We start from the raw sequence: 23457 nt of genomic DNA, 5'->3' as shown, positions 1-23457 counted from the left end.
ACCCACGTTGGCGGCCGGCGGCGGCGACAGGCAGGATTGACCGACATGACACAGACCGCCCCGACCCTGACCGACCTGCTGCCGCGCGGCGCGGACCCGGACGCCGTCTACGAGGCGTTCGCCGGCTGGGCGGCCGGCCGTGGCCTGGAGCTGTACCCGCACCAGGACGAGGCGCTCATCGAGATCGTCTCCGGGGCGAACGTCATCCTGAACACCCCGACCGGCTCCGGCAAGAGCCTGGTCGCCACCGGCGCGCACTTCGCGGCCCTGGCCGATGACCGGGTCACCTTCTACACCGCGCCGATCAAGGCGCTGGTGTCGGAGAAGTTCTTCGCGCTCTGCGAGATCTTCGGCGCGTCCGAGGTGGGGATGCTCACCGGCGACGCCAGCGTCAACGCCGACGCGCCGATCATCTGCTGTACCGCCGAGATCCTGGCCAACCTGGCGTTGCGCGACGGGTCCGCGGCCGACGTCGGCCAGGTGGTGATGGACGAGTTCCACTTCTACGCCGAGCCGGACCGGGGCTGGGCGTGGCAGGTGCCGCTAATCGAGCTGCCGCAGGCCCAGTTCGTGCTGATGTCGGCGACGCTCGGCGACGTGACCCGGTTCGTCGACGACCTGACCCGGCGGACCGGACGGGCCACCGCCGTGGTCTCCTCGGCGCAGCGGCCGGTGCCGCTGATGTTCACCTACGCGACGACACCGCTGCACGAGACCCTGGAAGAGCTGCTCAGCACCCACCAGGCCCCGGTTTACGTGGTCCACTTCACCCAGGCGGCGGCACTGGAACGGGCCCAGGCGCTGATGAGCATCAACGTGTGCACCCGGGCGGAGAAGGACGCGATCGCTGCGGCGATCGGCAACTTCCGGTTCTCCTCCGGCTTCGGACGCACCCTGTCCCGGCTGGTCCGCCACGGCATCGGGGTGCACCACGCCGGCATGCTGCCCAAGTACCGCCGGCTGGTGGAGACCCTCGCCCAGGCCGGGCTGCTCAAGGTCATCTGCGGCACCGACACCCTCGGCGTCGGGATCAACGTGCCGATCCGCACGGTGCTGTTCACCGGCCTGTCCAAGTACGACGGGGTACGCACCAGGCTGCTCAAGGCCCGCGAGTTCCACCAGATCGCCGGGCGGGCCGGCCGGGCCGGATTCGACACCCTGGGCACCGTCGTCGTGCAGGCCCCGGAGCACGTCATCGAGAACGAGAAGGCCCTCGCCAAGGCCGGTGACGACCCGAAGAAGCGGCGCAAGGTGGTCCGCAAGAAGCCGCCGGAGGGGTCGATCGGCTGGGGCAAGCCGACCTTCGAACGGCTGGTCGAGGCCGAGCCGGAGCCGTTGACCTCCAGCTTCCGGGTCAGCCACGCGATGCTGCTCAACGTGATCAGCCGGCCCGGCGACGCGTTCACCGCGATGCGCCACCTGCTGACCGACAACCACGAGGACCGGGCGGCGCAGCGCCGGCACATCCGCCGGGCGATCGCCATCTACCGGGCGCTGCGCGCCGGCGGGGTGGTCGAGCAGCTGCCCGGGCCGGACGCCGAGGGCCGCCGGGTCCGACTCACCGTGGACCTGCAACTCGACTTCGCGCTCAACCAGCCGCTGTCGCCGTTCGCGCTGGCCGCGATCGAACTGCTCGACGTGGAGTCGCCGACGTACCCGCTCGACGTGCTGTCGATCATCGAGGCGACGTTGGACGACCCCCGGCAGATCCTTTCCGCGCAGCAGCACAAGGCCCGCGGCGAGGCGGTCGCGCAGATGAAGGCCGACGGCATCGAGTACGAGGCCCGCCTGGAACTGCTCGACGAGGTCACCCACCCGAAGCCGCTGGCCGAGCTGCTGGAGATGGCGTACGAGACGTACCGGCAGGGGCATCCGTGGGTGGCCGACTACGAGCTGGCGCCCAAGTCGGTGGTCCGCGACCTGTACGAGCGGGCGATGACCTTCGTCGAGTACGTCAACTTCTACGGGCTGTCCCGGTCGGAGGGTCTGGTGCTGCGGTACCTGGCCGACGCGTACCGGGCGCTGCGCCAGACGGTGCCCGACGACGCCAAGACCGAGGAGCTGATCGACCTCATCGAGTGGCTGGGTGAGCTGGTCCGCCAGGTCGACTCCAGCCTGATCGACGAGTGGGAGCGGTTGCGCAATCCGACCGATGACCCCGAGGCCGCCGTGGTTGCCGACGACCGGCCACCGGCGGTCACCGGCAACCCGCGGGCGTTCCGGGTGCTGGTCCGCAACGCGCTGTTCCGCCGGGTGGAGCTGGCCGCGTTGCGCCGCTACGACGAGCTCGGCGAGCTGGACGCCGACTCCGGCTGGGACGCCGACGCCTGGGCCGACGCGCTGGAGCCGTACTTCGACGAGTACGACGAGATCGGCACCGGACCGGACGCCCGTGGACCGGCGCTGCTGCTGATCACGCAGGAGCGGGAGCGGTGGCTGGTCCGGCAGATCTTCGCCGACCCGGCCGAGGACCACGACTGGGGGATCAGCGCCGAGGTGGACCTCGCCGCCTCGGACGAGGCGGGCAGCGCGGTGCTGCACGTCACCGCCGTCGGTCAGCTCTGACCGTCCGCCGTCGGTCAGCTCTGACGGTCGGCGTCGCTATCCCGCGCCGCCTCCGGCAGGTGGCTGTCCGGCCACAGTCCCGCGTACTCCAGCACCGACCTGACCCGCCGGGCCCGAACCGGATCCCAACGGTCCAGGACCGCGATCGCCTTGGCGAACGGTTCGCACATCGCGACGCCGCCGCACACCCGGCACTCGCCGACGCGGCTCGGCAGGTGGGTGGTGACGATGTCGCGGGCCCGGAGCACGACCGACTCGGTCGTGCTGCGGCGCACCGACGGCGAGCGGTTCGGGTTCGGCCCGGTCAGTCGGCCGCGCGGCGGCGTACCGATCGAGGTGTACCGGGCCAGGCGCGGCGTTCCGCCGATGCCGTCGTTTCGCATTTCCGTTCCTCCTGGGTGGAATTGTCGCCCTGATCGGACCTGATCTGCTTCCACCCTGGACTGTTTGGACCGACGAGCGGAAGATGATCGGCGACCGAGCGTAGCTATTCGATGACTGACACAAGATCAGATGGGTCAGTCGCGGCAAATTGAGGGATGTGAAGGTATTGTGAGCGGGAGCGAGTATCTGGTAGGTGAGCTGCGGCGCGTCCGCGAAATGCTCGGCCTCACCCAGGAAGCGTGGGGCGAGCGCATCCACTTTTCGACGTCACACGTCGGCTCGATAGAACGCGGCGAACGGCCCGCACTGCCCGACTATCTGGGCGCGGTGGACCGGGCATTCGGCACCGCGTTCGTGAAGTTCTATCGCGAATTCGTCGTCGGTGAACGCGCCCCGGTCTGGTACCGGCCGTTCATCGAGCAGGAGGGCAAGGCAACGCTCATCCGGGTCTTCCAACCCCTCGCGCTGCCCGGACTGCTGCAGACCGAGGCGTACGCCCGTGCGGTGCTGCTCGCATACGGCGAGCGCGGCGAGGCGATGGACGTCGCGTTGGCCACCCGGCTCGGCCGTAAGGAGATCCTCTACCGGCAGCCCGACTCCTGCCAGCTCGTCGCGGTCATCGACGAGAGCGTCCTGCACCGGCGGGTCGGCGACCCGTGCGTGATGCACGAACAGTTGACAGCGGTGGTGGCCGCCTGCGAGCAGCCGAACATCCGGGTCCAGGTGGTGCCGGCCGACGCCGGGGCGTACCCCGGGCTGGACGGACCGTTCGTCATCGCCACCGTCGACGGCAGATCCGTCGGCTACCTGGAGGGGTACCTGCAGGGGCGAGTGGTGGAAAATCCGGACGACGCGTCCAGCCTTGAACGTACCTGGGAGAGCATCCGCGACTACGCTCTATCTGGCCCGCAGAGCCTAGAACTGATCATGAGGACGGCTGAGAGATGGATGTAAGCACCGCGCCCCGGTGGCACAAGAGCACGCACAGCGACAGCACAAGCTGCGTGGAGGTCGCCGAGAACCTGCCTGGGCGGGTGCTGGTCCGGGACACCAAGGACCGCGACGGCGGCACCCTGACCTTCGCGCCTGCCGCCTGGTCGGCCTTCCTCGACCTGGCGACGGCCGACCGGTCGGACGCACGTTAGCCGTGGCGTGCCGCGCCGCGCCTCGACCAGAGCTGAGTGATCACTTGCGCAAAATTCGGCCGACACGCCGGTAGCTGACCTGCAGCACGTCAAGTGATCATGACGGTGACCTCACTGGGCACGCCCGGCGATCGGGACGGACGCCTCGGCGGCAAGAACGGCGTCGGCCGGGCCCAGTGAGGTCACCAGCAACCCCCGATCGTCCGACACACCTCGGCGACGGTGAACTGATCACCCCCGCCCCCGGCGCCGGTGAATGCCTCGTGCTCGCCGTCGACCAGGCGCTGCACGTACCAGCTGCCCGGTTTCACCCAGAGCCGCAACGCGCGGTCGTCACCGAGGTCGACGGTGTCCACGACGACGTGACCGGCGGGTGGCCGCCACGACTCAGCCGGCTCCGGCTCGTCGCGCGGCACCAGGCTGACGACCACAGCCAGTGCCAGCGCGACACCGGCGAGACCGGCGACGGTACGGATGTTGCCCCGGGTCGAGCTTTCCATCTGTCGATACTGTCATCCGGCACTGTCTGGTGAAGACCCGTCAGGGCCGGCCCTCGGCACCGGCCGTCTCGGCCAGGAACGGGAGCATGAGCGCGACCACCTGGTCGGGGAACTGGGTGTGCGGGTAGTGCCCGGCTCCGTCGAGCATCGCCACCGTACCCAGGCCGGCGGGCAGCGCCGCGACGATCGCCTCGCCTTCGGCACGCGGGTCAGCCCAGTCCGGGTCCAGCGTCCCTTCGATGATCAGTACGGGGCAGCGGACATTGCCGAGTTGCGCACCGGCGTCGGCCGGGCTGGACTGGCCCATCTTCTGCAGCACCTTCATCCGGCCGGGCTCGCGCAGGCGCGCCTCGGTCCTAGCCAGCTGCTCGGCCCAGTCGGCGGGCCGCTGCCCGGGGAAGGCGACGTCGAGGTAGCCGAGCCACTGTTTGACGCTGCCGAACATGCCGGCGCCCAGCAGTCGGGTCATGCCCTGCCGGTACCGCTTGACGCGCAGGTCACCGAGGCTGATCGACTGTCTACGGGTGAACGGCGCGAGCTCGACCACGGCGGTGACCAGCTCGGCGGCGGTGGCAGCGGCGATGGTGGCTGCCCCGCCGGAGATCGAGTGCCCGACCAGCACGGCCGGACCGCCCAGGTGCCGAATCAGCGCGACCAGGTCACCGGCGATGTCGGTACGGGAGTACGACGGCCAGCCGATGCTGGACTCGCCGGTGCCCCGCAGGTCGGTGGCGGCGACCCGGTAGCCGGCCGCGACCAGCTGCGGGGCGACGAAACGGTACGCCGCACGGCTCTCGCCCATGCCGGGCGCGAGGACCACGAGCGGGCCGTCGCCGGTCCCGGTGACCTCGTAGGCGATGCGCCCGCCGTCGAGGGACAGGTACGCGGTCATCACGACCTCCAGACCGGGAGCTAATTCTTGTATCTCTTAAGCTAATGGTATTAGCTAGAACTGTCAACCGAAGGACGAAGAGGTGCCAGCAGAGCGGTGCCCGCCGGGGACGACCATCACCCGGTACTGATCCAGGACGTCGTCGAGGTGAGGCTGGCGCACGTCATTCCGCGATATGACGTGCGCCAGCCTCACCTCGCGAGCGTACGCACGGTATCGCTGGCCGCCGTGGAGACGGAGACGGGCCACACCGTTGACCAACTGCGATCGGACCGGCCGTCTCTTGACAGGCCAGACAGTGCGTCGGAGCGTGATCAAACACTGGGCGCAGCGTCACTTCTCGATTAGAATGGGTGTACTAATCCGGCTCCTGACCTGGGAAGGAACGCCGTGATCGCACCCCCTCCTGCCACCGCCTCGACCCCCACTGCAGCACCGACCAGCCCCGCCCCGGTCCCGTACGCGACCCTGCTCGGTTTCACCCGCTATGTCGGGCAGTCCGGGCCGGCCAAGGCAACCTTCGTCGGCGGGCTGCGCCGGCAGCGGGTCAGCCGCTCCGGGTTCAACCCGCACGGGCAGCTGGTCAAGGCGCTCAAGGCCGACATCCGGTTCCGCACCGGCGGCAGCCACCTGGCGGCCGTGGTCGGGCAGGTCGCCCAGCGCTGGCAGCCGCTGTACGCGACCCTCACCCCAGGCGCGCAGCGCTACCTGGAGTCGCTGGGGGATCTGACCCAGGTGGAGCTGGCGCAGACCCACGACGCGCTCGGCATGGTCGGCAACCTCCCCGTCAAGATCAACCCACACTTCGGCCTGCGGTACCCCGACGGGCACGCCGAAGCGGTCCGGATCCACTTCGACGACCAGCCACCCAGCCCCGACGCGTACACCGCGACCCTGCACCTGATGGCCCGGCACATGGACCAGGTGCTGCCGCACGCCGAGCCGGTCCTGGTCGACCTGCGGCGCGGCGTCACCTTCCGCCGCCCGGACGTCACGTCCCGCCCCGACCAGGTGGAGCGCTGGCTGGCCGGTGAGGCCGCCGCGTTCACCGCCATCTGGTCCGCCGCCGGCTGAGCCGTCCGGCGCATCGCCTCTTGATGCGAGCACAGGGTGCGCCGGGGGTACGCCGCCACGTGCGGCGTATCCTCGGCCACCGGTGAACCTGTGGACCGAACTTCGCGCCGGTGCCGTCCTGTTCGAGGACGACACCGCCCTGGTGCTGAACAAACCTCCCGGTGTGTCGGTGATGGGCGAACGGCACGGCACCGACCTGGCCCGCCTCGCCGAAGAGGCCGGTGAGCCGGTCTTCCCGGTGCACCGCATCGACAAGAACACCTCCGGGGCGATCCTGTTCGCCAAACAGCTGCGCCACCACGGCGACCTGACCCGGCAGTTCAACCGCCGTACCGTGGAAAAGGTCTATCTGGCCGTGGTGTCGGCCGCCGCAACCGATGCCGATGCCGCTCGCGCGCCGCTGCCCGACGTCGGCGTCGTCGACCTGCCGCTGAGCGTGGGCCGCAAGAACCGGGTCCGGGTCGCCGGTAACCGAGCCGACATCGGCTTCGACGCCGCCACCGCGCGCTGGTCGCTCGCCGCCGGAACCGAGTTCGACCACGTCAAGAGCTATCCGTCGCAGAGCCGGATCACCGCCGTCACCGCCGGGTCCGACGGGGTCACCACCGGATCCGGTACGCCAGTAGCCGACGCCACGCACCGGCTGCTCGCTGTCGCGCCGCTCACCGGCCGCCGGCATCAGATCCGGGTGCACCTGGCCTGGATCGGGCACCCGATCGTCGGTGACCCACTGTTCGACCGCACCGCCGCCGCCAGCGGGGTACGCACCTATCTGCACGCCTGGCGGCTCGGCTTCGACACGGCCGGCGGCAGGCGGGTCGACGTGACGGCGTCGCCGGACCCCGACTTCTGGCAGCCGGTGTCCGGCGACGCTCCCCTGCCGGATGATCTGGGCCGGGCGTACCAGCGGTTGCACGGGTCCGGCTGACCTGGCGGATATCCGCGCCCCGCTGGCCCGGCAGCGCGGCCGTCGGCTGCGGCAAGCCGTCCGGCGGCGCTGCCTCCAACGGCGGGTCAGCTGGTCCAGCCGCCGTCCGAGGTGATGACGGCGGCGTGTCCGGCGGCGGCAAGCAGCTTGCCGGTGCCGTCCAGCCCATCGGTGTCGACGTCGCAGCCGACCATCGCCGCTCCCTCGGCGGCCAGCCGCAGCGCCACCGCCCGGCCGATGCCGGATCCGGCGCCGGCGGGTGCCCTCGACCGTGGCCACTCGACGCAAACTCGCGCTGCCACGACCACCGCCAAGATCAGCTACGTGGGGCGCCTGGTCGAGGTGACGAAGCGGGACCAGGCCGACGGGGCGAAGGTCAACGTCCCGCCGGCACGGTCCTTGCTGTCCCGGACCAGGACCCGGCCGGGAAGGTTGTCGGCGACCTCGACACAGGCGCCGCCGTTGCTGCTGCTACGGGTGGACGTGCGCCACACCGGCTCGCTCATGCTCATCGATCACTCTCAGGATCAGATCACGGGACTGGTCACAGGGCAGTGCCCGCGCGCAGACCATCTCCCACGCGAGCACCAGGTGGCGGAGCTTGTCGGCGGTCTCGCAGACCCGCCCTGCCATCTGGTCGTCAATGTACGCCGCCGTTCCGCCGTCCGGCAGGGTCGCCAACACGAACGCACCGGCCAGCCCCGGGTGCAGCCCGGCGGAGAACGGCAGGACGCGCACGTGCACGGTCTGCCGGTGGCCGATGTCGACCAGATGCTCCAGCTGGTCCTTCATCAGCGCCGACGGCCCGACCCGCAGCGCGGCCTCGCCGATGATGGCGGTCAACGGCACCGGGTACGGATTCACCCGCTCCAGCGCCGCCGTCTGCCGCTCCATGCGCTCCCGGGTCATCTCCTCGATCTGCACCTCGGTGTGCGTGCCGGCGGAGATGACCTCCCGGGCGTACGCCTCGGTCTGCAGCAGCCCCGGGATGAGCGAGTGCTCGAACCAGCGCAGCTGCACCGCCCGGGACTCGTTCAGCTTCCACGGGCGCATCCATGGGGCGACCGCCTCGCCGCGCGCCTGCTCGGCCAACCGGCGCAGCTCGTCGCCGGTGCCGAGCACCCGGTCCAGGCTGACCGCCAGGTCGTCGGGCGGCAGTGAGCGCCCCGTCTCGTAGTGGCCGATCTGCGATCCGGTCACGTGCACCTGTGAGCCGAGCGCGTCCTGCGACAGTCCTTTCTCGGTCCGCCGCAACCGCAGGATATGCCGAAACTCATTCACGTTCGCCATCTGTTCCCCCACGCTGATGAAGTAGTGATCCTATTACCGCCACACATCTTCCCGGCCGGGCGACGGATAGTCCAGGGTGGAAGTCAGACCCGGAGGGAATGACCGGCAAGCGTTCCCTCCGGGGCACCCGAATCGCACTCTCCACGTAGGGGGAACAGTGCCCAGGAACGACGGAATCGGCGGGACGCCCCGGCTCGCCCGGTACACCTCGATCAGTACGCCACGCGATGTCGACTTGACACCGAACCGGCCTCCGCTGCCGAAGCGAACCCCTGGGCAGGTCGACCCGGACCGCGACTGGCCATTCCAGCTCAAGGGCGCTCAGCCACGCTCCGCCGCGCTGGAGGCGGCGATCCGGCAGGCGAACGAGACGGCTCGTACGCATATTCCGAATCGGACCACCGGCGAGTGCCACCGGTGCGGCGGGGTGGTCGCGCCGTGCCGGCCGTCGCTGCGCGCCCTCGCCATCCTGGACCGGTGGGACCCGAGCTCGGCGCGACGGGTCCGAGCGGTGTTGCAACTGTCCGGTCTGATGCCGGCCGGCTATCCGCACGACAACGCAGGCAACGACCAGGGTGACGACGTCAACGACGAGTGACCAGCCCCCGTAGACACCCGGGGTGCTCCGCTCCCCCGCTCGCCGCGACCGGTCCCATGGCGGTCCTCTCCCCAGCCCCCGTCCGGGAGGGTCCGCCACGACGGCCGGTCCAGCGCGGCCGACCGGCCGCATTCCCTGCCCGGGAGGCACCACCGAATGGGCGGGCGACGGAGCACTCCGGGCCATTCCCGACGTCCACACGGGTCCTGACGCATCGATGTGAGGCTGAGATACCTATTCCGCGCCAGATAACGTATCTCAGCCTCACATCGCGGAGCGGCCGGGCGGGGAAGCGGCGGGGGGCGGGAAGCGGGGAGCGGCGGGCAGAAAGCGACGGACAGCGCGCGGGGCAGTCGACGGCAGCGCCGTGGCCGGTTAAGCTCACCGGCAGCGCGTCGGGGATCGCGCCGAGACTCGCCGGAAGGCTCGAAGCCACCCCAGGTCCGAGGTTCGAGCGACGGACGCCGGAGCTCTGAATCCGCCCGTGCGAGTCCGGGCGCAGAGCGAGGTTTCCCGTGAAGACGCTCCCCGACAATCCGCACCTGGACCACCTGCGGCAACAGGCCAAGGAGCTGCTGGCCGGGCTGCGTGACGTCGTTCCGACCACGACCCTGGCCGACGCGCAGGCGGCGCTGGCCGGTCAGTACGGCTTCCGCACCTGGCCGGAGCTCAAGGCCGAGGTCGACCGGATGCACGGGCGGGCCGACACCGCCGACCCGTCGCTTGCCCAGGCGATCGCGGACCGCTTCGACCTGGGCAGCGTCGCCGGCCCGATGCGTTCACTGGCCCGGCCCGACGACATGGGCCGCCGCTGGTCGATCGACACCGACCGAGGGCGTTTCACCGTCCGTACGGTGGACACCTGGCTGCCGACCGTCGACGCCGACACTGACGTCGCCCTGCAGCTGGCCGCCGCAGCGGCCGGTGTGCTGCTGCCGACCCCGGTACGCAGCCGCGACAGCGAGGTCGTCGAGTCCGTCGGTGGGCACCGGTGGCGGGCGTACCAGCATCTGCCGGCCGGACCGCCGCTCGCGGCCCCGGTGAGCGCGGCGGTCGCCGGTGCGGTCGGCGACGTGCTCGCCACGCTGCACGGCCTGGCGTTGCCGGTCGGTCGGGTCAGCCCGTGGCACGCCAGACAGATCGGTCCGGCCAGTTGGGCCGGGCTGGCGGCCACCGCAACCGCTCGGCAGGCGCCCTGGGCCGGGCAACTGGCGGCGGCGGTGCCGGCCCTGGAGGACCTGGCGGCGGTCGGCCGCGACGTGCCGGTGCCGGATCCGGTGCTGACCCACAACACGCTCGGGCCGGCGCAGACCCGGCTCGCTCCCGACGGTCGCCTCGTCGTCGTCGGCTGGGAGCACGCCGGTGGACAGCCGCCGGCCTGGGAGTTGGCGAACGCCCTGCTGGACTGGGCAGTCGCACCGCACGGTCGGGTCGACGCCGTCGGTGCGCGGGCGCTGGTCGACGGCTACCGTCGGCGGGCCGGTGGCGTGCCGACACGGTGCCTGGCCGATTTCCGGGGCGCGGCGACCGGTCTGGTCAACTACGTGTCCGAGCAGGTCGAGGCAGCGTTGGCTGCGCGGACGACCGAGGATCGGCGGTACGCCGAGCGCAGTGTGCGACACGTGCTGTCCCGGCTTCCGACGCGTACGACGTTGGAGAGGCTGCTGAACGCGGTGGCCTGAACCAGGGACAGGTGGCCGGAAACCCGGGCGACCGGGCGAGGGGCGGCGGGTATCGTGGTCAGCGCCATGAACCCGCCCTCCGCCGCGCGCTCCGCCTCTGAACTGCTGAAACTCCTCCCCGAGCTGACTCTTCGTGACGAACGGCGGCTGCACCGACGCCTCGACGGGGTACGCAAGGTCCGGGATCCGCAGGCCCGGCAGGCGGCGCTCGACGAGATCGCCACCGCGGTCGCGTCGGCGCAGCAGGCGGTGCAGCGGCGGCGGGACGCGGTGCCGCAGATCCGCTACCCGGACGGGCTGCCGGTCAGCGAACGCGCCGGCGACATCGCGGCGGCGATCCGCGACCACCAGGTGGTGATCGTGGCCGGCGAGACCGGCTCGGGTAAGACCACCCAGATCCCGAAGATCTGCCTGGAGCTGGGTCGTGGGGTGCGCGGGCTGATCGGGCACACTCAGCCGCGTCGGCTGGCCGCCCGTACCGTCGCCGACCGGATCGCCGACGAGCTCGGCACCACCCTGGGCGACGTGGTCGGCTACAAGGTCCGATTCACCGATCAGGTCGGCGGCCAGACCCTGGTGAAGCTGATGACCGACGGGATCCTGCTGGCCGAGTTGCAGCACGACAAGATGCTGCGCCAGTACGACACGTTGATCATCGACGAGGCGCACGAACGCAGTCTCAATATCGACTTCATCCTCGGCTACCTCAAACAGCTGCTGCCCCGCCGCCCCGACCTGAAAGTGGTCATCACGTCGGCGACGATCGACCCGCAGCGCTTCGCCGACCATTTCAGCGAGCCGGGCCGGCCACCGGCGCCGGTGGTCGAGGTTTCCGGGCGTACCTATCCGGTGGAGGTGCGCTACCGGCCGCTGCTGCGGGAGACCGTCGACCCGGACGACCCCGACGCGACGCCGGGCACCGTCACCCTCGACCAGGTCGACGGGATCGGCGCGGCGGTCGAGGAACTGGCCGGCGAAGGTCCCGGCGACATCCTGGTCTTCCTCAGCGGCGAACGGGAGATCCGCGACGCCGCCGACGCGCTGGGCAAGCTGGTCGCCAACCGGCCCCGGCTGCGCGACACCGAGATCCTGCCGCTGTACGCCCGGTTGTCCGCCGCCGAGCAGCACCGGATCTTCCAGTCGCATCCGGGCCGGCGGGTGGTGCTGGCCACGAACGTCGCCGAGACGTCGCTGACCGTGCCGGGCATCAAGTACGTCATCGACCCGGGTACGGCACGGATCTCCCGCTACAGCAACCGGCTCAAGGTGCAGCGGCTGCCGATCGAGCCGGTGTCGCAGGCGTCGGCCAACCAGCGTAAGGGCCGCTGCGGGCGCACCTCGGACGGCATCTGCATCCGGCTGTACGACGAGGCCGACTTCGAGTCGAGACCGGAGTTCACCGATCCGGAGATCCTGCGCACGAACCTGGCCTCGGTGATCCTGCAGATGACGTCGATCGGGCTGGGCGACATCGCCGCGTTCCCGTTCGTCGAGCCGCCGGACCGCCGGCAGATCACCGACGGCGTCGCCCTGCTGCACGAGCTGGGCGCGATCGAGCCGCCGTCGCCGGGCCTGCCGCCCCGGCTGACCCAGGTAGGTCGGCGGCTGGCGCAGCTGCCGGTGGATCCCCGGCTGGGCCGGATGGTCCTCGCGGCCGAGAGTAACGGCTGCGTCGACGAGGTCGCGGTGATCGCCGCCGCGCTGTCCATCCAGGACCCCAGGGAGCGGCCGGCGGAGCACAAACCCCAGGCCGACCAGGCGCACGCCCGGTTCGCCGACCCGGAGTCCGACTTCGTCGCGCTGCTGAACCTGTGGCGCTACCTGCGGGAGCAGCAGCGGGAACGCTCCGGCAGCGCGTTCCGGCGGATGTGCCGCGCCGAGTTCCTCAACTATCTGCGGGTCCGCGAATGGCAGGACATCCACAGCCAGATCCGACAGGTGCTGCGATCAATGAACGTACCGGTCGACCGGGGCGGTGAGCCGGCCGCGCCGGCCGCCGTACACCAGTCGTTGCTGGCCGGCCTGCTGTCGCACGTCGGGGTGAAGGACCCGGCCAAGCCGGAGTACCTGGGCGCCCGGGGGGCCAAGTTCGCGGTCTTCCCCGGCTCGGCGCTGGCCCGCAGACCGCCGCGCTGGGTGATGGCCGCCGAGCTGGTCGAGACGTCCCGGCTGTGGGCCCGCACGGTCGCCAGGATCGAACCGGAGTGGGTCGAGGCGCTCGCCGGCCACCTGGTGAAACGCTCGTACAGCGAGCCGCACTGGGAGAAGAAGCAGGCGGCGGTGATGGCCTACGAGAAGGTCACCCTGTACGGCGTACCGCTGGTTGCCGGCCGCAAGGTGACCTTCGGCCGGGTCGATCCGGTGCTGAGCCGGGAGCTGTTCATCCGGCACGCCCTGGTCGAGGGCGACTGGCACACCCCGCACCGGTTCTTCCATGACAACCGGGCGCTGCTCGATGAGGTCGGCGAGCTGGAGGAACGGGTCCGCCGCCGGGACATCGTGGTCGACGACGAGACCCTGTTCGAGTTCTACGACCAGCGGCTGCCCGCCGAGGTGGTCTCCGGCCGGCACTTCGACTCCTGGTGGAAGAAGACCCGCCGGGACCGGCCCGACCTGCTCACCTTCGACCGGGACATGCTGGTCAACCAGGGCAAGGGCCGCATCGACCCGGCGGACTTCCCCGACGAGTGGCACTCCGACGGGATGGCCCTGCCGCTGACGTACCGGTTCGAGCCCGGCACCGGAACCGACGGGGTGACCGTCGACGTGCCGTTGGCGATGCTCAACCAGGTGTCCGACGACAGCTTTGGCTGGCACGTGCCCGGGCTGCGCGAGGAGCTGGTCGTGGCCCTGATCCGGTCGCTACCGAAGCAACTGCGCCGCAACTTCGTGCCGGTGCCGGACTTCGCCCGCGCGGTGCTGGCCGCGATCACCCCCGGCTCCGAACCGCTGCTGGACGCGCTGGGTCGGGAGCTGCGTCGGCTGACCGGGGTGATGGTGCCGCACGACGCCTGGGACCTGACCAAGGTGCCCCAGCATCTACGGGTCACCTTCCGGGTGGTCGACGAGAACGACAAGCCGCTGGCCGAGGGGAAGGACCTGGCCGCGCTGCGCCGCGAGCTGACCACTGAGGTACGCAAGGTGGTGGCGGCCGCCGCGCCGGACGTGGAACGCCGCGGGTTGCGCGACTGGAGCATCGGCGCGCTGCCGCGCAGCGTCGAGCAGGACCGGGTCGGATACCGGGTCACCGCGTACCCGGGTCTGGTCGACGAGGGGGCGAGCGTCGCGGTCCGGGTGTTCGACAGCGCTGCCGTGCGGGACCGGTCGATGTGGGCCGGCACCCGGCGGCTGCTGCTGCTCACCCTGCCGTCCCCGGCGAAGTTCGTCTCCGGCCGGTTGTCCAACCAGGACAAGCTGGCGTTGAGCCGCAACCCGTACCGCAACGTCGTCGAGCTGCTGGACGACTGCGCCGGGGCGGCGGTGGACCTGCTGATGACGCAGGCGGGCGGTCCGGCCTGGGACGCCGACGGCTTCACCGCGCTGCGCGAGCAGGTCCGCGCCGGGCTGGTCGACGTCACGGTCGAGATCGTTTCCCGGGTACGCCAGGTGCTGGCGGCGGCGTACGCGGTGCAGCAGCGGCTCGGCCGTACCACCGATCTCGCGCTGGTGGCGGCGCTCAGCGACGTCCGCGAGCAGCTCGCCGCCCTGGTCTACCCGGGGTTCGTGACCGCCACCGGGTACGCCCGGCTGGCGGACCTGCCGCGCTATCTGACCGCGATCGAACGCCGGTTGGAGAAGCTGCCGCAGAATCCGCGCCGGGACCGCGACCAACAGGCCAGGATCGACACGGTACGCCGGGAGTACCAGCAGATGCTCGACGGGTTGCCGCCGGCCCGGCACAACACCGAAGCCGCCCGGCGGATCCGCTGGATGATCGAGGAGCTGCGGGTGAACGTATTCGCCCAGGCGCTGGGTACCCCGTACCCGGTGTCGGAGCAGCGGATCTACCGGGCGATGGACGAGGCCGAGCAGGCCGAGTGAGCCGGTCGGTCCCGCCGCCGACCGGGTCGGTCCGGTCGGGCTGAGCGGTGCCGGTCAGTTGCGTTGCAGGGTGAGCACGGACAGTCCGGCGACGGCGTCGATGTCGTACCGGTCGGTCGCACCCGCCCAGCCCTGGCCGGTGAAGACCGCACCGGGGGCGATGCCGTCGTGGCTGCGGGTGTCGATGGTGGCGCTGGCCGCCCCGGACCCGAACCGGACCTGGGCCGGGGGCCCATCCGGAGCGTTGATCAGGAACTGGTTGGCGCCGCCGGTCATCCGCACCGGCAGGGTGCCGTCCGGCGCGGGCAGGGACAGCTCGATGCGGGCCGCCCCGCCGACGATGTCCACTCCGCTCAGCTCGGCACCGGTCAGGTCGATCAGGTGTTCCGCGACGCCGCCGGTGAGCCGCAACTGCCAGCGCACCGACGAGTGCAGCTCGATGTCGACGACACCGGGTCCGGACTGGTCGTTCGGCACCAGGTGCAGCTTGATCCGGTTGTCGTCGGCGATCACCCGTGGTTGCACGTCCGCGTCGATCGGGGTCCGGACCCGGTACAGGTCGCCGCCGAGGTCGGCGGCCCGGATGTTGACCGTCGTGGTACCACTGACCAGGTCGAACTCGGCCTGCTGTAGTTCGCCGAGCGGGCCGGTCACCAGGCGTTCGGTGGCGGGTTCCGGATCGACGGCGGCCGGGTCGACCACTGCGGGACCGTCGGCCGGCGGCGGCGAGTCGGCGACCGTGGTGTCCGATGTGGTCCGTAGCGCGTCGACGACGCCGGCCCCGACCAGCGCGGCGAGCACGAACAGTGCCACCAGCCCGGTGACGACCATCGCGAGTCGGCGTGGTCGGCCGTCGGCCGGCCCGGTCATGTCGGGTTCCGGGTCGAAGAACGGGACCGCCGGGGCGACCGGTTCCGGTCGGTCCAGTTCCCGGGCCAGCCACGGCGGCGGCGGCAACAGACGTGGCGACACGGTCACCGGCTCGTCGTCGAGGCGCTGCGGGTGGTGAGCCGGTTCAGGTGGATACCCGGCCGTGGGACCATGCCAGGCAGGACCGGATCGCCGCACCGGACTGGTTTCCCGCGCAGGTGCCGGAGCCTGCACCTCGCCGAGTTCGATCGCGGCTGGTTCGCCCCCCTGTGCCGGTCGCTGCATGGCTGCCCCTCCTCGGCGTTCGCGGGCACGGCGCACCGTTGTGCCCGTACAGCAGTACGCAGCCGGACGTTCGGCGGATCGATGCCGCTGCCGGAAAGTTTCGGATGCCGGCCGCAGCCTGACCTTGGGCTCAGCGGTCACTCATACTCGGTGTCAGGGCTCGCGTCCACCCCCGCCTACCCGCCGCGAGCCCCGGAGGACAGTGATGCGCATTCAGGTCGAAACGAGCATACCACCCGAATTGTCCGAACCGACCTGGCAGTTGTACACCACCGCGTTCGACGAACTCCGGGTCACCGCGGTCCAACGGCACGTGATGGACCGGGTCGAGTTCGACCAGGTGCTGAGCGACGCCCGGGTGCTGAAGTATCTGGGGCGCGACGACCGGTCCCCCGATCTGCTTACCGCGCTCGCCACCTTCACCAACGAGCTGGATTCGATGCCGCTGATCTCCCCGGACTACTTCGCCCACCGCTGGCCGGACCTGTACGCGCAACGCCGGATCTGGTACATCGGCTTCTTCGCCGTCCATCCGCAGTACCGCGGCAGCGGCATCTTCGAATCGGTGATCGCCGACATGTGGCAACGCGTGCAGGACAGCGACGGTGTCGCGGCGTTGGACATCTGCCGCCGCAACGACCAGATCGGGCTCGGCCGGGCCATCCATCAGACCCTGGGGACGTTGACCGAGGGAGCGCGGGCGACCCGGCTGGACGAGCAGACGTACTGGCTCTACGAGTTGCCGCCGCGCCCCTGAACCTGCCTGGCAGCCGGCACCGCCGGCCCGTCCACCGGGTCGGCGGGTCGGCTCGCCCACCGTCGGGCGAACTCAGCCGGGCCGACCGGCTCTCCCCAGAGCCTGCCCTGTCCGAACAGCACGCCGAGGACGGCCAGCACGCCCTGCTGCAGCGGGGTCTCCACCCCCTCGGCGACCACGGTCAGGTGCAGGGCGCTGCTCATCGCCACCACCGCCCGGACGATCTCCTCGTCCTTGGCGCTCTGGCCGAGGCCGGCGACGAACGCCCGGTCCACCTTGACCCCGGTCACCGGATGCTTGCGCAGATAGCCCAATGCGGAGAACCCGGTGCCGAAGTCGTCGACGACGATCCGGATCCCCCGCTGCCGCAGGTCAGCCAGCACCTGGCCGGTGACGCTGGTCGGGTCGATCATCACCGACTCGGTGATCTCCAGGACGACGACGGAGGCCGGCACCCGGTGCCGGTCGAGCGCGTCGTCCAGCGCCCGGATCAGACCCGGGTCACGCAACTGGCGGGGCGACACGTTGACCGACATCCAGAAATCCGCCGTCACCGTGCCGTCCGCCCGCCACTGCGCCAGCTGCCGCACCGACCGGTCGAGCACCCAGCGTCCGATCGGGCCGATCAGCCCGGTGTCCTCGGCGATCGGGATGAACACCGCCGGTGAGATGTTGCCCCGGCCCGGATGTTCCCAGCGCAGCAGCGCCTCGGCACCGATCAGGCTGCCGCTTTCCAGGTCGACGATCGGTTGAAAGGCGATCCGCAGATCGTCCTCGCCGAGGGCGATCCGCAGGGCCTGCTCGATCTCCACCCGCTCGCGGACCCGCTCGTGCATCGACGCGTCGAACACCACCCAGCGGCCGCGACCGTCGGCCTTCGCCTGGTACATGGCCGTGTCGGCGTCGCGCAGCAACGCGTCGGCGGTCACCGGCGGATCGTTGCCCGCGCCACCGTCGTCGAGCTGGGTCCCGGCGATCCCGACCGAGGCGGTGATCACCGCCTCGACCTGCCTGATCCGCAGCGGTTCGTGCACACAGTCGATGATCCGGTCGGCCAGCGCCACGGCCTGCGCGCGGCTTCCCAGCTGGACCACGACGAACTCGTCCCCACCGACCCGGGCGACCGTCGCCGCAGCCGGCAGCGCCGCCCGCAGTCGGGCCGCCACCTGGGCGATCAGCTGATCACCCGCGTGGTGCCCCCACGAGTCGTTGACCAGTTTGAACCCGTCGAGGTCGAGGAAGAACACCCAGACCCCGGCGTCCGCTGGCCGCCGACCGGCGGTGAGCAACCGGCGCACCTCGGCGGCGAGCATCAACCGGTTCGGCAGGCCGGTCAGTGGGTCGTGGGTGGCGCGGTGCTCGTAGCGGCGTTGCGCGGCAGCGTACCCCTGGACGGCGGAGACCGCCCGCATCATCAGCAGCACCACCATGGCAGCACCGCCCACGCCGAGCACCAGCCGGTCGGCCGTCGATCGCCCGGAGACGAAGACGGTGAGCACGAACGGCGCGGCCAGCGCCGGGCCGATCAGCAGCAGCCGCTGCCACGACCAGGCCTGCACCGGCAGCCGGGCCGCCTGACCGAGGTCGACCACGGAGGGGTGCAGGGCGGCGGCGCCGATCAGCAGGAAGCCGAGCATGAAGGGCAGATCCAGCAGCCGGGATCCGGTGAGCTGACCGGAGACTCCGATGATGGCGTACAGCACGTCGCCGACCACCAGCAGACTCATGGAGGCGACCAGCAGCAGGTAGCTCGGCCGCCGAACGGCGGTGGTGAAGGCCAGGCTGACCAGCAGCAGGATCAGGATCACGTCGAAGATCGGATACAGCGCGGCGAGGGCGGAGACCAGGGCCGGCCGGTCGGTGATGCTGCCCGCCGGCACCGCCAGCAGCAGTACGGAGCACAGCGCCGCACCGATGAAGACGATCAGACCGTCGATCACCGCGTGTGACGGCAGCCGGCCCCGGGTGCGCAGCAGCCCGGCCAGGCCGAGCAGCATGAACAGGTAACCCGGCACGGTGGCGGCGTCGGCGGCCAATGCGTACGGCCCGTCCTGCTCGACCGCCCACGGCCGGGCCAGCGCCCCGGTGAGGAAGCACACGCAGGCGACAGCGAGCAGCCACCAGGCCCAGCGGGGCTGGGCCCGGTGCCAACGGGGGCCCAGGGTCACGGCGAGCGCGCCACCGACCCCGGCGACGGTGAAGGCCGGTCCGGCGATCATCGGCGTGTCGAACGCCGCGTAGAGCACGGCGGCGACAACGCCGAAGGCCAGGAACACCAGTGCCGGCAACGATGACGACAAGGCTTGTCCCGTCCCCGGCGCCGCGGGTCGCGTCACGATGGCCCCTGCGCACATGTCATTCACCGGCTGATTCGTCGAACAGGCCGACACCTTACCAAGGTGACGGGGCGGTCAGCCTGGTCAGGCCGGGCCCGCCACGGTGGGGCCGATCGGTCGCGGCTGATGGTCGCTGCCGCACCGCCGACCAATCGTCCGTTTGGCGTATGGCTCGGTCGGATATCGCCGGTTTGACGTGCGAAGTCGGTGGATATGTTGACCCGGTGCCTGCCACCCCTCCCTCGCCGGGCCGGCTGCCGTCGCTGACCGGGCTGCGGTTCGCCGCTGCGCTACTGGTCTTCGGCGTGCACGCCTACTCGTTCATCCCGTTGGCTGACCCGCCGGCCGACCGGGTCGCCGGCATCCTGTTCAACGGCGGTGACCTGGGCGTTTCGTTCTTCTTTGTGCTGTCCGGTTTCGTCCTCACCTGGTCGGTCCGCCCCGGCTACCGGCCGGGTCGGTTCTGGTGGGGACGCCTGGCGCGGGTCTACCCGGCGCATCTGGTCGCCCTGGTGCCGGCCGTCGTCGGCCTGATGCTGACAGCACGACTGCCGGACATCTGGCCGCGGCTGCTGGCCTTCTCAGCACCGCTGGTCCAGGCCTGGCATCCGTCGGACGTGTACTACCTGGGGATCAACCCGGTCACCTGGTCGCTGTCCTGCGAAATGGCGTTCTACCTGGCGTTCCCCCTGTTGTACGCGGGACTGCGCCGGCTCGGCACGACGGCGCTGCGGGTCGCCGCCGTCGCCCTGCCGGCCGCCGTCTGGCTGATGCCGGTGGTGGCCGACCTGCTGATCGCGGCGGAACACCGCCGCTGGTTCGTCTACATCTTCCCGCCGGTACGGATGTTGGAGTTCCTGCTCGGCATCGTGCTGGCGCTGCTGGTGCGGCGGGGCGCCTGGCGGGGTCCGGGACTGCGGGTGGCCACCGCTCTGTGGGTGGTGAACTATCTCGCCGTCGAGTGGCTGCCGGCGCAGGCCCGCGACACCGCAGCGACGATCGTGACGATCGGTCTGCTGGTCCCGGCGGCGGCACTGGCCGACCTGCACGGCCGGCGGTCCTGGTGGCGCCACCGGGTCGCGGTCCACCTGGGCGAGGTGTCATACGCGTTCTTCCTGCTTCATCTCGTGGTGATCGTGACCGTGATGCACCTCGTCGGCCGGGACCGGGAGTGGGCCACCGGGCAGGCGGTCGGGTTGACGCTGGCGTTCCTGGTCGGGTCCTACCTGTTGGCGGTGCCGCTACACCGGTGGGTCGAGCTGCCGGCGATGCGTCGACTCAGGCCGACTCCGCCGGCAACTCCGCCCGGACCACCCGAACCGCCGACGCGGGACCGGCGGCAGACCGGGCCGGATCCCCGGCGGGACGCTCTCACCGGTTGACTACGCTCGCCGACGGGGCGGCACCGCCCTCCGACGGGAGGCACCATGGACAGGCGAGTTGGTGGGTTCGACGCACAGCTCGGCGTACGGGCCGAAGAGATCTCCGCGGAGCGGGTGGAGCTGCGGCTGCCGGTGACCCCGGCGCTGCACCAACCGTTCGGGATCGTGCACGGCGGGGCGTACTGCGCGCTGGTGGAGAGCGCGGCGAGCATCGGCGCGGCGACCTGGCTCGGTGACGAGGGCCGGGTGGTGGGGGTGGCCAATCAGACCGACTTCCTGAAGGCGGTCTCCGGCGGGGAACTGATCGCCGTCGGTACTGCGGTCCACCGCGGCTACAGCCAACAGCTGTGGCAGGTTCATATCACCGACGGTGACGGACAACTGGTCGCCCGGGGTCAGGTGCGGCTGCAGAACCTCCGGCCGGGAGGCGGCCGCCGCTCCTGACGCCGTCGGTGGCCCGCCCGATGCGCGACAGCCCGCCCATTGCTGCGGCGATCCGGCGAACCGGACAGCTCTCCGGTCCGTACACACTGGCAGGAGGCGATGAGACATGGGCATCATGGTCAACCCTGCACGCCGTGATACGACCGGTTCCGACCTCTACATCCTGCGCGGTCTGCTGTGGTGCGGTGACCGCCTGTTGATTCCGGCCAGCACCGACGACGGCACCCGCCACTATGCCTGCCCCGACACGGAATGTGACCGTTCCCTGATCAACGCCGAGGAGATCGAACAGCAAGTGTGGCAGCGGTACGTACAGCTGAACGCCGACGCCGCCGACGTGGTCAGTCGCGACCAGCGGCGGGCGGCGCTGGTCGGCGTACTGGCCCGGGTCACCGTCGGCACCAGCCTGGTGGGGCTGGACTACGGCTGGCGGGACTGACCGCCGCCAGGACCGGCACTCACCACCCGAACGGGCCGGTCACCGCACGAACGCTTGCTCACAGCACGAACGCGTCGGTCCACAGCTGCCCGGACCGGCCGGTCAACGCGCCCAGCAACGCGACCGCCTGGCCGTCGGTGAGTGAGGCAACGTAGTCGACGATCGCCCGACCCTGAGCGGCGGCGACCAGGCTGCCGCCCGGGGCGCCGCTCACCCCGGGGACGGCACCGGTGCCGGTGGTCGCCGCCAGCTCCGCCTCGGCCAGCTCGACCAGGTCGTGCAGTCGGCGGGGCAGCCGCCCCTGCTCGTCCGGGTCGGTCACCCAGGCGTGCAGCGCGTCGACCAGGGTGGCCAGCAGATCGGCCTGACCGCGCTGATGCAGCGCCAGGTCCGGCCGGGCGAGGACGAACCGGTGGTGCACGAACTTGAGCACCTGCACCTCGTGCCACTGGGCGGTCGCCAGCAGCACGTGGCCGGAGCGTACCGGCGGGTTGGCAGTGACGCCGATCGCGCCGACCAGTCGCCGGGTCCACCGCGCGGAGAACGTGCTGATGCTTCCCTCCGCTTCGATCGACCCGTCGAACGGCACCATCAGCAGGCCGTCCACCAGCTCCTGACGGACGTGTTCGACGGCGGCGGCGAACGCCTCGTCGGAGGCGATCCAACTGTCCTTGCGGTGCAGCTGGCGGCGGAGCCGCTCGATGGACCGGCCGGGGCGGTGCGCGCTGGCGGCGATCTCCGCGTCGGTGAACTCCCGCAGCTCGGCGGCGGAGCGCTGCCAGGTGACGAGTTCACCGGCGACCGGGCCCTGCTGCAGTACGCCGACCCGGTGGAAGTCCTCCACGTCGTGGATGGCGTACGCGATGTCGTCGGCGGTGTCCATTATCGAGGCTTCGACGGTCTGTTGCCACGGATCGAGCACCCCGGCGAACGGCGCCCGGGCCTGCCGCAGGTCGGCCGCCTCGGTGGTGTAGGCGCCGAACTTGACCGACCCGACCGCCGGATCGTCGGGCGCGACCGCGGCGCCACGGGGCGCCGGGCGCAGCAGGCTCGGATGCGGCTGCGGATAGGTGCGCCGGGTCCACGGGTACTTGAGCATGGCGGCCCGCACCGCTGCGGTCAGGTCCAGACCGACGGCCGCCTCGCCCCGGATCTCGGTGCTGGTCACGATCCGGTAGGACTGCGCGTTTCCCTCGAAACCGTCCGGCAGACCGAGCCGGTGCCGGGTCACCCGGTCCAACACCCGTTCACCAAGGTGCCCGAACGGCGGGTGGCCCAGGTCGTGGGCGAGCGCTGCCGCCTCGACCACGTCCGGGTCGCAGCCGCCGAGCTCGTCGAGCAGGGTCCGGTACCGCTCGTCGGCGGCCAGTCGCTCGGCGACGGCCCGGCCCACCTGGGCCACCTTGAGGCTGTGGGTGAGCCGGTTGTGCACCAGCAGGCCGGAGCCGCCCGGGCTGATCACCTGGGTCACGCCGCCCAGCCGGGCAAAGAACGGTGAGGAGACGATCCGGTCGCGGTCGGCCCGGAACGGACTCGCCGCCAGATCGCTGGCGGCGGCGGCCCGTCGGCCGAACAGGCGGCGGGCGCGGAGGTCCCCGGCCGGCTCGGTGGCCGACCGGACTGCTGGTGCCGGGTCCACCAGCAGACGCTAACCCGGTGCCGGTGCCGTACCTGGTCCGGGGTGGCATTTCGGCGCTGTCGAAGGACCATTCACCGGTCTCCAACAAAGGAATGGCTTGAGCTGATTGGTCCGGCGTCGTAAGGTTCCGCTTCAGCAAGGTCAACCATCCTTGCCGGGCCGCGCCCGCGGCCCTGCTCGGCTCGCGCACCAGAAACCGCCGCAGG

The 23457-nt window shown here is 71.1% G+C and carries 21 protein-coding genes; 12 read left to right on the top strand and 9 right to left on the bottom strand.

What is annotated here, in order from left to right; genetic code table 11:
- Positions 1-45 precede the first annotated feature (45 nt).
- A complete protein-coding gene (locus tag O7553_RS09265) occupies positions 46-2565 on the top strand; it encodes a DEAD/DEAH box helicase (protein ID WP_281554406.1) in 2520 nt (839 codons plus the stop codon).
- Positions 2566-2579: 14 nt separating this feature from the next.
- Here O7553_RS09265 and O7553_RS09260 read toward each other — a convergent pair whose 3' ends face one another.
- Positions 2580-2948, bottom strand: a complete 369-nt coding sequence (locus tag O7553_RS09260) for a hypothetical protein (protein WP_281554405.1) — start codon at positions 2946-2948, stop codon at positions 2580-2582.
- A gap of 169 nt (positions 2949-3117) precedes the next feature.
- On the opposite strand from O7553_RS09260, the gene O7553_RS09255 reads away from it, so the two are divergent.
- Both O7553_RS09255 and O7553_RS09250 read left to right on the top strand, forming a co-directional pair.
- Positions 3118-3903 carry a helix-turn-helix transcriptional regulator gene (locus O7553_RS09255; protein ID WP_281554404.1) on the top strand — a complete coding sequence of 262 codons (786 nt, stop codon included), beginning with the start codon at positions 3118-3120 and terminating at the stop codon, positions 3901-3903.
- Positions 3894-4094: a DUF397 domain-containing protein gene (locus O7553_RS09250; RefSeq protein WP_281554403.1), complete on the top strand. Its 201-nt coding sequence runs from the start codon at positions 3894-3896 to the stop codon at positions 4092-4094. The genes O7553_RS09255 and O7553_RS09250 overlap by 10 nt, the downstream gene beginning before the upstream one ends.
- A gap of 182 nt (positions 4095-4276) precedes the next feature.
- Here the strand turns inward: O7553_RS09250 and O7553_RS09245 are convergent, their stop codons facing one another.
- Together O7553_RS09245 and O7553_RS09240 are read right to left on the bottom strand one after the other, a co-directional pair.
- A complete protein-coding gene (locus tag O7553_RS09245) occupies positions 4277-4594 on the bottom strand; it encodes a hypothetical protein (RefSeq protein ID WP_281554402.1) in 318 nt (105 codons plus the stop codon).
- A 40-nt stretch (positions 4595-4634) separates the two neighbouring features.
- On the bottom strand, positions 4635-5486 hold the full coding sequence (locus O7553_RS09240; protein ID WP_281554401.1) for an alpha/beta hydrolase: 852 nt from the start codon (positions 5484-5486) through the stop codon (positions 4635-4637).
- A 468-nt stretch (positions 5487-5954) separates the two neighbouring features.
- Between O7553_RS09240 and O7553_RS09235 the strand changes: the two genes are divergently transcribed.
- Together O7553_RS09235 and O7553_RS09230 are read left to right on the top strand one after the other, a co-directional pair.
- A complete protein-coding gene (locus O7553_RS09235) occupies positions 5955-6560 on the top strand; it encodes a hypothetical protein (RefSeq protein ID WP_281555541.1) in 606 nt (201 codons plus the stop codon).
- Positions 6561-6642: 82 nt separating this feature from the next.
- Positions 6643-7488, top strand: coding sequence for an RluA family pseudouridine synthase (locus tag O7553_RS09230; RefSeq protein ID WP_281554400.1), 846 nt, complete (start codon positions 6643-6645; stop codon positions 7486-7488).
- 86 nt (positions 7489-7574) lie between these two features.
- Here O7553_RS09230 and O7553_RS09225 read toward each other — a convergent pair whose 3' ends face one another.
- The 3 genes from O7553_RS09225 to O7553_RS09215 are packed head-to-tail and all read right to left on the bottom strand — an operon-like array spanning position 7575 to position 8769.
- Positions 7575-7790, bottom strand: coding sequence for a hypothetical protein (locus O7553_RS09225; RefSeq protein ID WP_281554399.1), 216 nt, complete (start codon positions 7788-7790; stop codon positions 7575-7577).
- Between the two features lie 18 nt (positions 7791-7808).
- Complete coding sequence (locus tag O7553_RS09220) at positions 7809-8000, bottom strand: DUF397 domain-containing protein (protein WP_281554398.1); 192 nt, start codon at positions 7998-8000, stop codon at positions 7809-7811.
- Entirely contained in the window at positions 7960-8769 is an 810-nt protein-coding gene (locus O7553_RS09215; protein ID WP_281554397.1) for a helix-turn-helix transcriptional regulator, read from the bottom strand. The genes O7553_RS09220 and O7553_RS09215 overlap by 41 nt, the downstream gene beginning before the upstream one ends.
- A gap of 166 nt (positions 8770-8935) precedes the next feature.
- Here O7553_RS09215 and O7553_RS09210 point away from each other — a divergent pair, with 166 nt between their 5' ends.
- The 3 genes from O7553_RS09210 to hrpA all read left to right on the top strand — a co-directional run bounded on the left by O7553_RS09210 (position 8936) and on the right by hrpA (position 15099).
- Positions 8936-9376, top strand: a complete 441-nt coding sequence (locus tag O7553_RS09210) for a hypothetical protein (protein ID WP_281554396.1) — start codon at positions 8936-8938, stop codon at positions 9374-9376.
- A 515-nt stretch (positions 9377-9891) separates the two neighbouring features.
- Positions 9892-11058, top strand: a complete 1167-nt coding sequence (locus tag O7553_RS09205) for a phosphotransferase (protein ID WP_281554395.1) — start codon at positions 9892-9894, stop codon at positions 11056-11058.
- A 66-nt stretch (positions 11059-11124) separates the two neighbouring features.
- On the top strand, positions 11125-15099 hold the full coding sequence (gene hrpA, locus O7553_RS09200; protein ID WP_281554394.1) for an ATP-dependent RNA helicase HrpA: 3975 nt from the start codon (positions 11125-11127) through the stop codon (positions 15097-15099).
- A gap of 54 nt (positions 15100-15153) precedes the next feature.
- On the opposite strand, the gene O7553_RS09195 is transcribed toward hrpA, so the two are convergent.
- Positions 15154-16254 (bottom strand): hypothetical protein, encoded by a 1101-nt coding sequence (locus O7553_RS09195; RefSeq protein ID WP_281554393.1) that lies wholly within the window; start codon positions 16252-16254, stop codon positions 15154-15156.
- Positions 16255-16495: 241 nt separating this feature from the next.
- Between O7553_RS09195 and O7553_RS09190 the strand changes: the two genes are divergently transcribed.
- Positions 16496-17011, top strand: coding sequence for a GNAT family N-acetyltransferase (locus O7553_RS09190; RefSeq protein WP_281554392.1), 516 nt, complete (start codon positions 16496-16498; stop codon positions 17009-17011).
- Here O7553_RS09190 and O7553_RS09185 read toward each other — a convergent pair.
- The gene (locus tag O7553_RS09185; RefSeq protein WP_281554391.1) at positions 16987-19311 is read right to left on the bottom strand and encodes an EAL domain-containing protein; all 2325 of its coding nucleotides are present in this window, start codon (positions 19309-19311) and stop codon (positions 16987-16989) included. The genes O7553_RS09190 and O7553_RS09185 overlap by 25 nt on opposite strands.
- A gap of 260 nt (positions 19312-19571) precedes the next feature.
- Here O7553_RS09185 and O7553_RS09180 point away from each other — a divergent pair, with 260 nt between their 5' ends.
- The 3 genes from O7553_RS09180 to O7553_RS09170 all read left to right on the top strand — a co-directional run bounded on the left by O7553_RS09180 (position 19572) and on the right by O7553_RS09170 (position 21612).
- A complete protein-coding gene (locus O7553_RS09180) occupies positions 19572-20729 on the top strand; it encodes an acyltransferase (protein WP_281554390.1) in 1158 nt (385 codons plus the stop codon).
- A 45-nt stretch (positions 20730-20774) separates the two neighbouring features.
- A complete protein-coding gene (locus O7553_RS09175; RefSeq protein ID WP_281554389.1) occupies positions 20775-21173 on the top strand; it encodes a PaaI family thioesterase in 399 nt (132 codons plus the stop codon).
- A gap of 106 nt (positions 21174-21279) precedes the next feature.
- Complete coding sequence (locus O7553_RS09170; RefSeq protein ID WP_281554388.1) at positions 21280-21612, top strand: zinc ribbon domain-containing protein; 333 nt, start codon at positions 21280-21282, stop codon at positions 21610-21612.
- A 58-nt stretch (positions 21613-21670) separates the two neighbouring features.
- Here O7553_RS09170 and dgt read toward each other — a convergent pair whose 3' ends face one another.
- Positions 21671-23251, bottom strand: a complete 1581-nt coding sequence (gene dgt, locus O7553_RS09165; protein WP_281554387.1) for a dGTP triphosphohydrolase — start codon at positions 23249-23251, stop codon at positions 21671-21673.
- Positions 23252-23457: the final 206 nt, after the last annotated feature.

This window comes from Solwaraspora sp. WMMA2059 (assembly GCF_027497315.1).
Taxonomy (GTDB): Bacteria; Actinomycetota; Actinomycetes; order Mycobacteriales; family Micromonosporaceae; genus Micromonospora_E.
The sequence above is the reverse complement of the archived record's forward strand: the minus strand, read 5'-3'. Positions and strand labels throughout refer to the sequence as shown.

Bases quoted from the DNA above. Each gene is read 5' to 3' on its own strand.
- O7553_RS09265 (WP_281554406.1), top strand. From the start codon at position 46: ATGACACAGACCGCCCCGACCCTGACCGACCTGCTGCCGCGCGGCGCG.
- O7553_RS09260 (WP_281554405.1), bottom strand. From the start codon at position 2,948: ATGCGAAACGACGGCATCGGCGGAACGCCGCGCCTGGCCCGGTACACC.
- O7553_RS09250 (WP_281554403.1), top strand. From the start codon at position 3,894: ATGGATGTAAGCACCGCGCCCCGGTGGCACAAGAGCACGCACAGCGAC.
- O7553_RS09245 (WP_281554402.1), bottom strand. From the start codon at position 4,594: ATGGAAAGCTCGACCCGGGGCAACATCCGTACCGTCGCCGGTCTCGCC.
- O7553_RS09240 (WP_281554401.1), bottom strand. From the start codon at position 5,486: ATGACCGCGTACCTGTCCCTCGACGGCGGGCGCATCGCCTACGAGGTC.
- O7553_RS09220 (WP_281554398.1), bottom strand. From the start codon at position 8,000: ATGAGCATGAGCGAGCCGGTGTGGCGCACGTCCACCCGTAGCAGCAGC.
- hrpA (WP_281554394.1), top strand. From the start codon at position 11,125: ATGAACCCGCCCTCCGCCGCGCGCTCCGCCTCTGAACTGCTGAAACTC.
- O7553_RS09195 (WP_281554393.1), bottom strand. From the start codon at position 16,254: ATGCAGCGACCGGCACAGGGGGGCGAACCAGCCGCGATCGAACTCGGC.
- O7553_RS09175 (WP_281554389.1), top strand. From the start codon at position 20,775: ATGGACAGGCGAGTTGGTGGGTTCGACGCACAGCTCGGCGTACGGGCC.
- O7553_RS09170 (WP_281554388.1), top strand. From the start codon at position 21,280: ATGGGCATCATGGTCAACCCTGCACGCCGTGATACGACCGGTTCCGAC.